General features: G+C 70.2%; 14 protein-coding genes. 6 read left to right on the top strand and 8 right to left on the bottom strand.

What is annotated here, in order from left to right:
* Positions 1-14 precede the first annotated feature (14 nt).
* The 8 genes from ACXJKD_RS10430 to rpmH form a co-directional block, all read right to left on the bottom strand.
* Positions 15-1,154 carry a ParB/RepB/Spo0J family partition protein gene (locus tag ACXJKD_RS10430; protein ID WP_457254460.1) on the bottom strand — a complete coding sequence of 380 codons (1,140 nt, stop codon included), beginning with the start codon at positions 1,152-1,154 and terminating at the stop codon, positions 15-17.
* An 11-nt stretch (positions 1,155-1,165) separates the two neighbouring features.
* Entirely contained in the window at positions 1,166-2,521 is a 1,356-nt protein-coding gene (locus ACXJKD_RS10425; RefSeq protein WP_457254459.1) for a ParA family protein, read from the bottom strand.
* A gap of 142 nt (positions 2,522-2,663) precedes the next feature.
* Positions 2,664-3,473, bottom strand: a complete 810-nt coding sequence (rsmG, locus tag ACXJKD_RS10420; protein WP_457254458.1) for a 16S rRNA (guanine(527)-N(7))-methyltransferase RsmG — start codon at positions 3,471-3,473, stop codon at positions 2,664-2,666.
* Positions 3,474-3,513: 40 nt separating this feature from the next.
* Positions 3,514-4,221 (bottom strand): Jag family protein, encoded by a 708-nt coding sequence (locus ACXJKD_RS10415; protein ID WP_457254509.1) that lies wholly within the window; start codon positions 4,219-4,221, stop codon positions 3,514-3,516.
* Between the two features lie 35 nt (positions 4,222-4,256).
* Entirely contained in the window at positions 4,257-5,282 is a 1,026-nt protein-coding gene (gene yidC / locus ACXJKD_RS10410; protein WP_457254456.1) for a membrane protein insertase YidC, read from the bottom strand.
* A 102-nt stretch (positions 5,283-5,384) separates the two neighbouring features.
* On the bottom strand, positions 5,385-5,696 hold the full coding sequence (gene yidD, locus ACXJKD_RS10405; protein ID WP_457254455.1) for a membrane protein insertion efficiency factor YidD: 312 nt from the start codon (positions 5,694-5,696) through the stop codon (positions 5,385-5,387).
* On the bottom strand, positions 5,693-6,061 hold the full coding sequence (rnpA, locus tag ACXJKD_RS10400) for a ribonuclease P protein component (RefSeq protein ID WP_457254454.1): 369 nt from the start codon (positions 6,059-6,061) through the stop codon (positions 5,693-5,695). Before rnpA ends, yidD begins: the two co-directional genes overlap by 4 nt.
* A gap of 10 nt (positions 6,062-6,071) precedes the next feature.
* Positions 6,072-6,209 carry a 50S ribosomal protein L34 gene (gene rpmH, locus ACXJKD_RS10395; RefSeq protein WP_056882794.1) on the bottom strand — a complete coding sequence of 46 codons (138 nt, stop codon included), beginning with the start codon at positions 6,207-6,209 and terminating at the stop codon, positions 6,072-6,074.
* Between the two features lie 466 nt (positions 6,210-6,675).
* On the opposite strand from rpmH, the gene dnaA reads away from it, so the two are divergent.
* The 6 genes from dnaA to ACXJKD_RS10365 all read left to right on the top strand — a co-directional run bounded on the left by dnaA (position 6,676) and on the right by ACXJKD_RS10365 (position 13,568).
* Positions 6,676-8,238, top strand: a complete 1,563-nt coding sequence (gene dnaA, locus ACXJKD_RS10390) for a chromosomal replication initiator protein DnaA (protein ID WP_457254453.1) — start codon at positions 6,676-6,678, stop codon at positions 8,236-8,238.
* A 669-nt stretch (positions 8,239-8,907) separates the two neighbouring features.
* Complete coding sequence (gene dnaN / locus ACXJKD_RS10385) at positions 8,908-10,041, top strand: DNA polymerase III subunit beta (protein WP_457254508.1); 1,134 nt, start codon at positions 8,908-8,910, stop codon at positions 10,039-10,041.
* 98 nt (positions 10,042-10,139) lie between these two features.
* Entirely contained in the window at positions 10,140-11,252 is a 1,113-nt protein-coding gene (gnd, locus tag ACXJKD_RS10380; protein ID WP_457254451.1) for a phosphogluconate dehydrogenase (NAD(+)-dependent, decarboxylating), read from the top strand.
* Positions 11,253-11,304: 52 nt separating this feature from the next.
* The gene (gene recF, locus ACXJKD_RS10375; RefSeq protein WP_457254450.1) at positions 11,305-12,507 is read left to right on the top strand and encodes a DNA replication/repair protein RecF; all 1,203 of its coding nucleotides are present in this window, start codon (positions 11,305-11,307) and stop codon (positions 12,505-12,507) included.
* A gap of 22 nt (positions 12,508-12,529) precedes the next feature.
* Positions 12,530-13,084, top strand: a complete 555-nt coding sequence (locus tag ACXJKD_RS10370; protein WP_457254449.1) for a DUF721 domain-containing protein — start codon at positions 12,530-12,532, stop codon at positions 13,082-13,084.
* Between the two features lie 25 nt (positions 13,085-13,109).
* Positions 13,110-13,568: an acyl-CoA thioesterase gene (locus ACXJKD_RS10365; protein ID WP_457254448.1), complete on the top strand. Its 459-nt coding sequence runs from the start codon at positions 13,110-13,112 to the stop codon at positions 13,566-13,568.
* Positions 13,569-13,581: the final 13 nt, after the last annotated feature.

The raw sequence follows: 13,581 nt of genomic DNA, 5'->3' as shown, positions 1-13,581 counted from the left end.
TTCCCTACCCCAGCTCAGGCGCTGCGGTCGAGGCCCAGCATGTCGACGATCCGGTTGAGGTCGTCCACTGACGCGAACTCGACGGTGAGCTTGCCCTTGCGCTGCCCCAGGGCGATGTTCACGCGGGTGTCGAAGCGGTCGGAGAGCCGGGCCGCCAGGTCGTCGAGCTGCGGGTGCCGGTTGCCGGCCCGGGGACGACGCGGCTTGGCCACCTCGTCGGGCCCACCCACGGCCACGATCTCCTCGACGTTGCGGACGCTGAGGCCCTCGGCCACGATCCGCTGCGCGACCCGCTCCATCGCGGCGCCGTCGGAGAGCCCCAGCAGGGCCCGTGCGTGGCCGGCGGACAGGACGCCCGCGGCGACCCTGCGGGCGACCAGTGGCGGGAGCTTGAGCAGCCGGAGCGTGTTGGAGATCTGCGGTCGCGAGCGACCGATGCGGGCGGCCAGCTCGTCGTGCGTGCAGCCGAAGTCCTCGAGCAGCTGCTGGTATGCCGCGGCCTCCTCCAGCGCGTTCAGCTGGCTGCGGTGGAGGTTCTCCAGGAGGGCGTCGCGCAGCAGGTCGTCGTCGTCGGTCTCCTTGACGATGGCCGGCACGGTGGCCTTGCCGGCTGCCTGCGACGCCCGCCAGCGGCGCTCGCCCATGATCAGCTCGTAGCGCACGCCGTCGGCCGCGTTGTCGAGCTCGTCAGGCCCCTGACCTGCGGGAATGGGCCGGATCACGATCGGCTGGAGCACTCCGATCTCGCGGATCGAGTGCACCAGCTCGGCCATGTCGTCCTCGTCGAAGACCGACCGGGGCTGGCGCGGGTTGGGCCGGATCTGCTCGACCGGGATCTCACCGTAGGACACCCCGGGCACCGGCGCGAGCTCCGAGCCGTCGGTGGCCGTGGCCCCGGCGCCGTCCTGGTCGCCCCCCTGGGTGGTGTCTGTCTCCGAGGTGGGAGCTGCGGTGTCGGCGCCGTCGACGTCGGCCACGGCGACTCCCCCACCCTGGTCGCCCTCGCCGGCCGGTGACCCACCGGCATACGCCGTGGCCGCGCCGGGGCGCGAGTCGGGGAAGAAGACGTCCACGGGACGGCCGTTCGGGGAGGTCGGGGCGTTGGGGATGAGGGCTCCCAGGCCCCGGCCGAGGGCGCGGCGCTTCTCGCTCATGGTCTCTTCTCTCAGTTCTGCGCGGATGCGGTCTGGTGGTCGGCGGTGGTGGCGGCGCCGCGGTCGGCGAGCTCTGCGGCGGCGCCGAGGTAGGACAGCGCCCCGCTCGAGTTCGGGTCGTAGGTCATCACGGTCTGGCCGTGGCTCGGTGCCTCGGAGATCCGCACCGAGCGGGGCACCGTGTTGCGGAGCACCTGCTCGGGGAAGTGGGTGCGCACCTCGTCGGCGACCTGGGCCGAGAGGCGGGTGCGACCGTCGTACATGGTGAGCAGGATGGTCGACACGTGCAACGTCGGGTTGAGGTGGTTGCGGATCAGCTCGATGTTCTTGAGCAGCTGCGAGAGGCCTTCGAGGGCGTAGTACTCGCACTGGATCGGGATGAAGACCTCCTGCGCGGCGACGAAGGCGTTCACCGTCAGCAGGCCCAGGCTCGGCGGGCAGTCGATCAGCACGTAGTCGGGCGACGGGCGCCCGGCGGTCGACCCCTGCTCGAGGTAGGCGGCGATCGCCTTCTGCAACCGGGTCTCCCGCGCGACGAGCGAGACCAGCTCGATCTCGGCCCCGGCGAGGTCGATCGTGGCCGGGGCGCACCACAGGCCCGCGATGTCAGGGCACTCCTGCACCACGTCCGCGAGCGGCGTCCCCTCGACCAGGACGTCGTAGATGCTCGGCACCTCTGCGTGGTGGTCGATCCCCAGCGCGGTGCTGGCATTGCCCTGGGGGTCGATGTCGATGACGAGCACGGTCAGTCCGGCCTGCGCGAGACCCGCGGCGACGTTGACGGTGGTGGTGGTCTTGCCCACCCCACCCTTCTGGTTGGCGACGGTCAGCACGCGGGTGGTCGGCGGCTTCGGGAAGACCCGGCCGGTCAGGGCGATCCGCTTGCGGGCGTCGGCGGCCACCGCCCGGGCCAGGGGGGTGTCGTGGTCCCCCTGCGGCAGGGAGGAGGCCAGCTCCTCGCGGTCGTCCGTTTCACGTGAAACCACGGCGGCCAGCGCCTCGAGGGCTTCCGTGGCAGCGACCGAGTCGCCGGTGTGCGGCGCGGCCTCAGAGGCAGCTACCAGCTCCACATCCGGCTCCGGCTCCGACTCCGTGGGCGGCTCGCTGACTGGCGTGCCGATGGGCTCGCCGGCTGCTACCCCGTCGGGGTCGACCGGCGCGTCCGACGGCTCCGTTCCACGTGAAACGTCGGCCGAGTCGTGGAGGTCGACGGTCCGTGGGAGGCCCGCTTCGACGGCGGTTTCACGTGAAACAGCGGCGCCGTCGGCGCGCTGGTCGCGCGCTGGCCAGCCGAGCGCCGTGCTGGCGCGGCCGAGCCGCTGAGGCCATCCGAGTCCCTGGGTCAGTTGCACCGTTGCTGTGCTCACACAGTCTCCTCGTTGGCCATGGACATCATCCAACCCTACGTCGTGGCCGAGTCACAACGCGGGAGGCGGCGCCTACGCCGACCGAGTGAAACCGGCACAGCGCACACCACCCGATCCGTCGACCAGACGCGGGTCGGGTGCGTCAGCGCGAGGGTCGGGTCGCGCCCTTGCCCTTGGCCGCCCGGCGCGCCGCACCCTTGGAGCGACCCTTCGGCGCCGGTCGGGAGCCGATCGTCACCTGGAGCGTGGTGGTCGGCACCGGAAGCAGCTCGGCGCCATGGGTCTCGATCCGGGCTGAGGTCATGCCGAGCTTGCGCAGCGTCTTCCGCTCCGCGTCGAGCTCCTCAGCGGCCGAGCCGCCCTTGAGCGCCACCAGGGTCCCGCCGTCCTGCAGGAGGGGGAAGGTCCAGCGTGCCAGCTTGTCGATGCGGGCGACCGCCCGGGCGGTGGCATAGGGAGCCGAGAGCACGCCGGCGAACTCCTCGGCCCGACCCCGGTGCACCGTGCAGTTGTGGAGCCCGAGCTCCTCGATCGTCGTCGACAGCCAGGTCGTGCGGCGCAGCATGGGCTCGACCAGGTGGAGGTGCAGGTCCGGCCGGACGATCGCGAGGGCCAGCCCGGGGAGGCCGGCCCCCGACCCGACGTCCACCACGGCGACCCCCTCGGGGAACGCCTCGTGGGCGACGGCGCAGTTGAGGATGTGCCGGTCCCAGAGGATCGGCACCTCCCTGGGGCCGATCAGCCCGTGCGAGACGCCGGTGTCGGCCAGGATCGCCGCGAACTGCTCAGCCAGGGCCAGCCGGTCCCCGAACACCACGGCAGCAGCGGGAGGGGCCACGGGCACTGTCATCGGGGCAGCAGCCGCAGGGCCGTCGGTCGCTGATGCCGCGACGGGCGCGGTCCCGGTCTCCCCGGTCCCGCGCCCGTCGTCGGTGCGCTCGTGCGATGTCATGCGCGCTGTTTCACGTGAAACACAGTCGTCGTCGCTCGCGTCAGGCCGGGAGGATGACGACGAAGCGTCGCGGCTCGACGCCGTCTGACTCGGAGGACAGCCCGGCGGCCAGCACCTCGTCGTGGACCACCTTGCGCTCGAACGCCGTCATGGGGTCGAGGGCGGCCTTCTCACCGGAGGCCTTGACCTGCTCGATCACCGTCTGGGCGAGCTCGACGAGGGTGGAACGACGCTCGGCGCGGTGGCCGGCCACGTCGAGCATGAGCCGGCTGCGCTCACCGGTCGCCGACTGGACGGCGAGCCGGGTCAGCTCCTGGAGGGCTTCGAGCACCTTGCCGTCCTGGCCGACGAGGCTACGGGGGACCCGGCCCTCGTCGGAGTCGACGATGGACACCGCCGCGCGGTCGCCATCCACGTCGACGTCGATGTCTCCGTCGAGGTCGGCGATGTCGAGCAGCGTCTCGAGGAAGTCAGCGGCGACCTCGCCCTCGCGCTCGAGGTCGGCCACCTTGGCCGGGCGGCGGCGCGGGGCCGCGGACGAGTCGGCACCCTCTTCGGCACCCTCTTCGGCACCCTCGTCGTCGGCGTCAGCGTCAGCGTCGGCGTCAGCGTCAGCGTCAGCGTCGGGGTCGGTCGAGGCGTCCACGGTCGCCTCGTCGGTCTGCTCGTCGCCGGTCGGGGCGGTGGTCTCGCTCGTCGCCTCGGCGGCCGGCCTGGCAGCCTGGTCGCTGGCGGGGGTGTCGTCCACGACGGTGTCGTTGTGCTCGGTCATGGTGATCACTCTCAGTTGTCGGTCTGGGGCGTGGAGTCGGTGGTGGAGGCGGGGGTCTTCGCGGGCTTGGCTGCCGGCTTGGCCGGGCCACCCTTCTTCTTCTTGTTCCGGGTGGGCTGCACGCGCTGGCCGCTGGGCTTGGGGGCCTCGGTCTCCGCGGGCTTGTCGAGGCCCTTGACGGTGAACTCCTCGATCGGCTTGCCCTTCTTGAGCCGCCGCTCCTGCATCGCCTTCTCGGCGAGGGAGCCGGGCGCAGGCATCTTGCGGATCACGTAGAACTGCTGGCACATCGACCAGACGTTCGTCGTGAGCCAGTAGAGCAGCACGCCGATGGGGAAGTTCACGCCGGAGATGGCGAAGAAGATCGGCATCAGGTAGAGCAGCATCTTCTGCTGCTTCGCGAACGGGTTGTCCAGTGCCGAGGCCGGCATGTTCTTCATCATCAGCTGGCGCTGGGTGGTGAACGTGCTGGCCGACATGAGGATGATGAGGACGACCGTGACGATCTGGACGGTGAGGCTGTTGGCGCCGATGAACCGGTCGGACAGCTGGGCGCCGAAGAACGTCGACGCCTCCGCCTCACCGGCGAGCTTGCGGGTGATCGGCCCGATCGGGTCGGTCGTGCCGTCCGAGATCTTCTTGAGGCCGTTGAGCACCCGGAACAGGCCGAAGAAGAACGGCGACTGGAGCAGGATCGGCAGGCACGAGCTGAACGGGTTGGTCCCGGTCCGCTTGTAGAGGTCCATCGTCTCCTGCGTCATCGCCTGACGGGAGTCGGGATCCTTCTTGTCCTTGTACTTGGCCTGGATCTTCTGCATCTCGGGCTGGATCAGCTGCATCCGGCGCGAGGCGTGGATCTGCCTGACGAAGAGCGGGATCATCGCGGCGCGCATGACGACCACGAGCCCGACGATGGACAGGGTCCACGCCACTCCGGAGGCCGACGGGATGCCGAGGGTCGTGAAGAGGGTGTGCCAGCCGTACAGGATCCACGCCACGATCCACTCGAACGGGTAGATCAGGTCACTGAAGCTCATGTCGTCCTCAATCTGGTGGTGTCCCGTCTAGGTGCCGGTCCACCGGTGGTTCCGGTCACGCAGTGGGTAGGCCGCGTGGCCGGCAGGTCTGGTGCCCGGCCGCTAGGCGGCGTGGGCGGGTGGTGCTGCCGGCTGGTCGGCCGGTGGTGCCTGCGTCGTCCCGTCCGGTGCCTGCGGGTGGCGGGCGGGGACGTGGTCGACCCCTCCGGCAGCCCACGGGTGGCACCTACCCAACCGCCGCAGCGCCAGCCAGGTTCCCTTGACGGGTCCGAAGCGGCGGATCGCGGTGAGGGCGTACGACGAGCAGGACGGGTAGTAGCGGCAGGTCGGGGGCGTCATCGGGGAGATGAAGCGCTGGTAGAACAGGAGCAGCCCGATCAGGGGCGCCGCGGTGACTCGCTTGAGGGTGGTCACGCTCGACCCGCCCCCAGCCGCGCGGACACCCGCGCCAGGAGGGCGTCCAGCTCGACCGCCAGGGAAGCCGAATTCGCTTGTGCTGCAACGGGATTCGCGCGGATGACGAGGTCAGTCCCAGCGGGCACGGCCCCAACCCGGGCCGCCATCAGGGCACGCAGGCGGCGCTTGGTGCGGTTGCGGACGACGGCGTTGCCCACGGCCTTGGAGACAACAAAACCGACCCGCGGCGGTTGTCCCGCACGCGCGTCGGCCTGGTTGGCGTGGACCACGATCAGCGTGGCGCCAGCTCGGGCTCCCCTGGGCCCCCGGAAGGTGGCCGCGAAGTCCGAGCTCGCACGGAGCCGGTGCCCCGCGGGCAGCACGGGGTCGTCCTCAGGCGGAGAGCTCGGAGCGGCCCTTGGCGCGGCGGGCCGACAGGATGGCACGACCCGCACGGGTGCGCATGCGCAGACGGAAGCCGTGGGTCTTGGCCCGACGACGGTTGTTCGGCTGGAAAGTACGCTTGCTCACGAGGATCTCCGTTACTGGTCAGGCCCGGGTGGCCTGCTGAGTGCTTGGGGCGCCTGTTCGGCCGCAATCGGAGGCCCGCGCCTCGACCAGCGGTGGGACTCACCGACGATCCAGGGGCGTCACGGGCATGCGAAAACGGCCGACAGGCCTGGTCAAAGGTACGCGAGCGCGGCGGGCAGGGTCAAACCAGCGCCGACCACCCGGCATACCTGGGGCTTTTAGCACCGCTGGTCCCGGTTCAGGCCGGGGACACGCCGACCTCGCGCACTGATTTTGGCGCAAGCGGGCCAATTTTCGGCCGTTTCGGTTGCCGAGGCACCGCCGCTGTTGTTACCGTCCCTCCTCGTCCCATTCCTTGCCCACAGGTTGTGGATAACCATGTGGACAAGGCATGCTGAGGCAGCAGACCAGCACAGACCCTGCGACAGGGCAGATCCGCGAAGACCGTCGAAAGGGATGTGGACCGGTGAGTGACACAGATCTGGACTTCACACAGATCTGGCAGAACACCATCGCCACCCTCGACGCCGACGGACTGCCGGCCCGCGAGCGCGCGTTCCTCACGCTGGCCCGCCTGGCCGGCCTGCTCGACGGCACCGCCCTGGTCAAGGTCCCGAACGACTACACCAAGGACGTCGTCGAGCAACGAGTGCGCGACGCCGTGACCCGGGCGCTCTCCTCGCAGCTCGGGGAGCAGGTCCACCTCGCGGTCACGGTCGACACCTCACTCGACGAGGCGCACCACACCGAGGACACGACCGGCTACCCCGACGAGACCGGGTCGGCTCTCGCCCTCACGCTGGGCTCCGACCTCCAGGCGGGCATCAACTCCGGCATCAACTCCGGCATCAACTCCGGCATCAACTCGGGCACGAGCTCCGGCATCAGCTCCGGCATGGGTGCGCCCGGGCAGGGCGACAACGTCTACGCGCTCACCCCCGCGACCGAGCCGCAGCGCCGACCGCGCGACGAGGTCCCGAGCATCACCGACGAGTCGGCGACCCGGCTCAACCCGAAGTACACCTTCGACACCTTCGTCATCGGCGCGAGCAACCGGTTCGCCCACGCCGCGGCGGTCGCGGTGGCCGAGGCGCCGGCGAAGGCGTACAACCCGCTGTTCGTCTACGGCGAGTCCGGCCTGGGCAAGACCCACCTCCTGCACGCGATCGGCCACTACGCGCGCAACCTCTACCCGCACGTGAAGGTGCGCTACGTGAACTCCGAGGAGTTCACCAACGACTTCATCAACAGCATCCGCGACGACAAGGCGAGCAACTTCCAGCGCCGCTACCGCGATGTCGACGTCCTGCTGATCGACGACATCCAGTTCCTCCAGGGCAAGGTGCAGACGCAGGAGGAGTTCTTCCACACGTTCAACACCCTGCACAACGCCAACAAGCAGGTCGTCATCACCAGCGACCTCCCGCCCAAGCTGCTCAGCGGCTTCGAGGAGCGGATGCGCAGCCGGTTCGAGTGGGGCCTGCTCACCGACGTCCAGCCGCCCGACCTCGAGACCCGCATCGCGATCCTGCGCAAGAAGGCCATCCAGGAGCGGATGAGCGCGCCCGACGAGGTGCTCGAGTTCATCGCCAGCCGGATCTCCACCAACATCCGCGAGCTCGAGGGCGCCCTGATCCGCGTCACCGCGTTCGCCAGCCTGAACCGCCAGAGCGTCGACATGGGCCTGGCCGAGATCGTGCTCAAGGACCTCATCCCCAACGAGCAGGGCTCGCAGATCACCAGCGCCACGATCATGGCGCAGACGGCGGCCTACTTCGGGCTGACCATCGAGGACCTCTGCGGCACGTCGCGCTCGCGGGTGCTGGTGACCGCCCGGCAGATCGCGATGTACCTCTGCCGCGAGCTGACCGACCTCTCGCTGCCGAAGATCGGCCAGCAGTTCGGGGGCCGCGACCACACCACCGTGATGCACGCCGACAAGAAGATCCGGCAGCTGATGGCCGAGCGCCGGGCGATCTACAACCAGGTCACCGAGCTCACCAACCGGATCAAGCAGCAGTCCCGCTGACCTCGGTCCCCCTTTGCCGGGACGTTCTCCACAGGGTTGTGCACAGCTGTGAAGGTTTGTTCATCCTCCCGACATCTTCGTCCGGCGCCCGGTCAGACGTGCTCAGACGAGCACGGACCACGCTCAGGAACCGGACAAACGCGGTACCCGGCCCGTGGTCCACACCTGTGGACAACTCTGTGGGTATGTATTCCGCCCCTACGACCATCGTCTGAATGGATGATCTTTTCCCAAGGCCTGTGGACAACCGGTGGACAACGCGTGCACGACACCCCCAGGACTGGGGACAAGCGGGGTATGCCGTGTGGAGCCGGTGTGGGCGGCCGGGCCGCCTCCACAACCACGACCAGCTTGTCCGCCGGCCCGTCCACCGCTCGTGCACACCGGACGCGCCGCGCTGACCTGCACCGATGTCGGTCGTCCACAGGATCCACACCCCCTATGACAACGACTACCCCTCCCTAGTCATGGATCCAGCCCCGAGTACCAAACCCTGGGCCCACCCGGCCCGAACGACAGGGAACGACCGGATGCTCGACGACCGAGATCAGGGCCAGCGGATTGCCCGATCCGGGTTGGCCGACCGCACGGTGAGCACTAGGGTCAGTCCGCAATCACATTCTTGAAGTTTTCAGCGGCGTGGCCGCACGCGAAGGGCAGGTAGTCACGGTGAAGTTCCGGGTCGAACGTGAGGTCCTCGCCGATGCCGTGACGTGGGTGGCCCGCGGCCTCCCGGCCCGTCCGCCGGTGCCGGTCCTGGCCGGCGTGCTGCTCGAGGCGAACGAAGAGGGCACCTTGACCCTCTCGGCCTTCGACTACGAGGTCTCCGCCAAGATCACCGTCGCGGCCGAGGTCGCCGAGGGTGGCACCGTCCTGGTGCTCGGCCGGCTCCTCGCCGACATCTCGCGCAACCTGCCGTCCAAGCCGGTCGACGTCGCGACCGAGGGCAACAAGGTCTCGGTCGTCTGTGGCTCGTCGCGGTTCAGCCTGATGCAGATGCCCGCCGACGACTACCCGACGCTGCCGACCTCCCCGACGGCCAGTGGCACCATCGCCGGTGACGTGTTCACCCAGGCGGTCGCCCAGGTCTCGATCGCGGCCGACCGTGGCGACACCCTCCCGATCCTGACCGGCGTGCGGGTCGAGATCGACGGCGACAAGATGACGCTCCTGGCGACCGACCGCTACCGGCTGGCCATGCGCGAGCTGACCTGGAACCCCGAGGCCACCGACGCCAGCCACCTGGCGCTGGTCCCAGCCCGCACCCTCTCCGAGACGGCCAAGGCGCTCGGCGCGTCCGGCTCGATCGAGCTCGCCCTCGGCTCGTCGGCCGGCGGCGACGGCCTGGTCGGCTTCGAGGCCGGGCAGCGGCGCACCACCACCCGCCTGCTCGACGGCGAGTACCCGAAGGTCACCTCGATCTTCCCGACCACCGTCGACACCGAGTCCGTGATCAAGACGTCGGAGCTGATCGAGGCCGTCAAGCGGGTCGCCCTCGTGGCCGAGCGCAACACCCCCGTGCGACTGAAGTTCAGCGACGGCCAGGTCGCCATCGAGGCCGGCACCGGCGACGACGCCCAGGCCTCCGAGGCGGTCGAGTCGACCCTGACCGGACCCGAGATCGAGATCGCCTTCAACCCGCAGTTCCTGCTCGACGGGCTGGGCGCGGTCGGCACCGACTACTCGCGGTTCTCCTTCACCCAGCCCTCGCGCCCGGCGGTCCTGTCCGGCCAGGACGAGCTCGACGGTGAGGCGGACACCACCTACCGCTACGTGCTGATGCCCGTTCGCTTCGCGAGCTGACCACCCCCGGGCGTAGCCTGAGCGGGCCGCACCCCGAGGTATGCCGCGAAGCCGGCTCCGCGGCATACCGCACCACCCACACGAAAGGGCGTCGCATCATGCAGCTTGGTCTGATCGGTCTCGGCAAGATGGGTGGCAACATGCGCGAGCGGATCCGCCGCGCAGGGCACGAGGTGGTCGGCTTCGACCGCGACCCGAAGGTGTCGGACGTCAAGACGCTGGCCGGTCTGGTCAAGGCGCTCGACGCCCCCCGCACCGTGTGGGTGATGGTGCCGTCGGGTGCGCCGACCACTGACACCGTCGCCCAGCTGGCCAAGCTGCTCGACAAGGGCGACATGGTCATCGACGGCGGCAACAGCCGGTTCACCGACGACTTCGAGAACGAGAAGCTCCTCAAGGCCAAGGGGATCGCCTACCTCGACTGCGGGGTGAGCGGTGGCATCTGGGGTCTGGAGAACGGCTACGGCCTGATGGTCGGCGGCACTGCGGCCAACGTGCGCAAGGCCATGCCGATCTTCGACGCGCTGCGCCCCGAGGGCCCGCGCGACGAAGGCTTCGTCCACGCCGGCAAGGTCGGCGCGGGCCACTACGCGAAGATGGTGCACAACGGCATCGAGTACGGCCTGATGGCTGCCTACGCCGAGGGCTACGAGCTGCTCGAGGCCAAGGACATCGTCACCGACGTGCCGGGAGCGTTCAAGGCCTGGACCCGTGGCACCGTGGTCCGCTCCTGGCTGCTCGACCTGCTGGTCGACGCGCTGGAGAAGAACCCGCACCTCGACGACGTCTCCGGCTACACGGTCGACTCCGGGGAGGGCCGCTGGACCGTCGAGGAGGCCATCGCCAACTCGGTGCCCATGCCGGTGATCTCGGCCTCGCTGTTCTCCCGGTTCGCCTCCCGCCAGCAGGAGTCGCCGACCATGCAGGCCGTCGCAGCGCTGCGCGGCGGCTTCGGTGGGCACCAGGTCATGTCCGTCTCCGAGGGCGAGAAGCTGCGCGCCGACGGCGCGCCCAAGCACGAGAAGGCCGTCGCTGCGAAGGTGGCCCCCAAGGAGAAGCCGACCAGGAGCGCCGCCAAGGCGGCAGCCAAGGGACGCAAGGCGGCCTCGGCCGGCCCGTCCTCCGGCACCGGGTCCACGTCAGGCTCGAAGTCCGGTCCGACGTCCGGCACCGGGTCCACCCGCAAGCGCGCCGCCAAGAAGTCCAGCTGACCCAGGCACTGCGCGCCCAGCAGCCGACCCACGAGCACCAGATCGGGCGACCATGCACGTCCGCCACCTGACCGTCGCCGACTTCCGCAGCTACCGGACGGCCGAGCTGCCGCTCGAGCCCGGCGTCACCACGCTCGTCGGGCTGAACGGGCAGGGCAAGACCAACCTGGTCGAGGCGATCGGTTACCTCGCGACGCTGTCCAGCCACCGGGTCTCGACCGACCAGCCGCTGGTGCGGTTCGGGGCGGAGCAGGCCGTCATCCGGGGTGCGGTCATGCGCGCCGGCCGCGAGACCATGCTCGAGCTGGAGCTCAACCCGGGGCGCGCCAACCGGGCCCGGCTCGGCCGCTCCCCCGTGTCGCGACCGCGCGACGTGCTCGGCACCCTGCGCACGGTGCTCTTCGCCCCCGAGGACCTCGCCCTGGTCAAGGGTGACCCCTCGGAGCGGCGCCGGTTCCTCGACGACCTGCTCGTCGCGCGGCAGCCCCGGTGGGCCGCCGTCCGCAGCGACTACGACAAGGCACTCAAGCAGCGCAACGCCCTGCTGAAGTCTGCACAACCATTGCTGCGCAAGGGATCTCGTCGCAGACCACCTTCCCGACCTGCCGACGAACCGGTGGACGACGCCCGGGCGTCGGCGCTGCACACCCTCGACGTGTGGAACGACCACCTGGCCGCGGTCGGGTCGCAGCTGCTCTACGCCCGGCTGCGGCTGCTGCGCGACCTCGCCCCCTACCTCGCCAAGGCCTACGACGAGGTGAGTGCCGGGCAGTCCGACGCGCGGGTCTCCTACAAGAGCAGCCTGCGGGAGTCGGTCGCCGCGTCTCTGGCCGCCGGGGAGGTGCCCGAGATCGAGGTGCTGCGCGCCGAGCTGCTGGCCACTTTCGCGGAGGTGCGTGACAAGGAGGTCGAGCGCGGGATCTCCCTCGTCGGACCCCACCGCGACGACCTCGTGCTGTCCCTGGGCGAGCTGCCGGCGAAGGGCTACGCCAGCCACGGCGAGAGCTGGTCGTTCGCGCTGGGACTCAAGCTCGCGGCATACCAGCTGCTGCGGCACGACCTCGGTGAGGACCCGGTGCTGATCCTCGACGACGTGTTCGCCGAGCTCGACACCGGGCGCCGGGAACGGCTCGCGGCCATGGTCGCCGACTGCGAGCAGGTGCTGATCACCGCCGCCGTCGACGCCGACGTGCCGACGAGCCTGGTCGGCCAGACCTTCCACGTGACCCTCGGGGCGGTGGCGCGGCGTGAGTGACGAGCCCGACGACGAGGGTCCCGTGACTGACCCGACCCCTGAGATGGATCCCGGCGCGACCGGTGCCGAGCTGCTCGACGAGACCGTGCTGGTCGATGACGCGGCCGAGGCAGCCCTGCTGCGGGCCCGTGCGGCGGCGCGCGAGAAGGGCTTGCGACCCGGGCTGAAACCCATGCGCCGTAGGCAGATCGGACGCCCCACGCCGGGCGCACCCACCGACCGCCGCGACCCGCTCCTGCTGGGGGACCAGATGGACCGGCTGATGGCCGACCGCGGGTGGAAGGTCGACGTCGCCGTGGGTTCGGTGATGGGTCGCTGGCCCGAGATCGTCGGCGAGGAGGTGGCGCAGCACTGCACGCCGGTGAGCTTCGAGTTCGGGGTCCTCACCGTGCGGGCCGACTCCACGGCCTGGGCGACCCAGCTCAAGCTGCTCGAGTCGTCGATCATGGCCCGCCTCGAGGGCGAGGTCGGCAAGGACACCGTGACGGCGCTCAAGATCGTCGGCCCGAGCGCCCCGTCGTGGAAGAAGGGGCCGCGTCGCTCGACGGGACCGGGGCCGCGTGACACCTACGGGTGAGCGGCTCCCTGCCTAGGATCGGACCATGACGGCCGACGCCGAACGGTCCCCGGACCGATCCCTGACCCGCGACCACTTCGACCACGTCACCCGGGTCACCACGCGCTGGTCGGACAACGACATGTACGGCCACCTCAACAACGCCGTCTACTACGAGCTCTTCGACTCGGCTATCAACGCCTGGCTGATCACCGGGGGCGAGTCCGACGCGATGGCCGGACCCGAGCTCGGGGTCGTCGCCGAGTCGGGCTGCCGCTTCCTCCGCGAGCTGGAGTACCCGCGGCCGCTCGACGTGGGGGTGCGGGTGGAGCGCCTCGGCCGGAGCAGCATCACCTACGCCCTCGGCCTGTTCGACGCCGAGGACTCCGCGATCGCCGCCCTCGGCCACTGGGTGCACGTCTACATCGACCGCGACTCGCGCGGCACCGTGCCGATGCCCGCCATGGTGCGCGAGCTGCTCGAGCGGGCCGTGGCCCAGCGTTGATGAGGGTGCAGCG

The organism is Pedococcus sp. P5_B7, from assembly GCF_054049895.1.
Note: the sequence above shows the minus strand (reverse complement) of the source record. Positions and strands in the feature narration are given on the sequence as shown.

What these genes read in the sequence shown, in the direction of transcription:
- ACXJKD_RS10430 (WP_457254460.1), bottom strand. Translation starts at nt 1,154, where the DNA reads ATGAGCGAGAAGCGCCGCGCCCTCGGCCGGGGCCTGGGAGCCCTCATC.
- rsmG (WP_457254458.1), bottom strand. Translation starts at nt 3,473, where the DNA reads ATGACATCGCACGAGCGCACCGACGACGGGCGCGGGACCGGGGAGACC.
- yidC (WP_457254456.1), bottom strand. Translation starts at nt 5,282, where the DNA reads ATGAGCTTCAGTGACCTGATCTACCCGTTCGAGTGGATCGTGGCGTGG.
- gnd (WP_457254451.1), top strand. Translation starts at nt 10,140, where the DNA reads ATGCAGCTTGGTCTGATCGGTCTCGGCAAGATGGGTGGCAACATGCGC.
- recF (WP_457254450.1), top strand. Translation starts at nt 11,305, where the DNA reads ATGCACGTCCGCCACCTGACCGTCGCCGACTTCCGCAGCTACCGGACG.
- ACXJKD_RS10365 (WP_457254448.1), top strand. Translation starts at nt 13,110, where the DNA reads ATGACGGCCGACGCCGAACGGTCCCCGGACCGATCCCTGACCCGCGAC.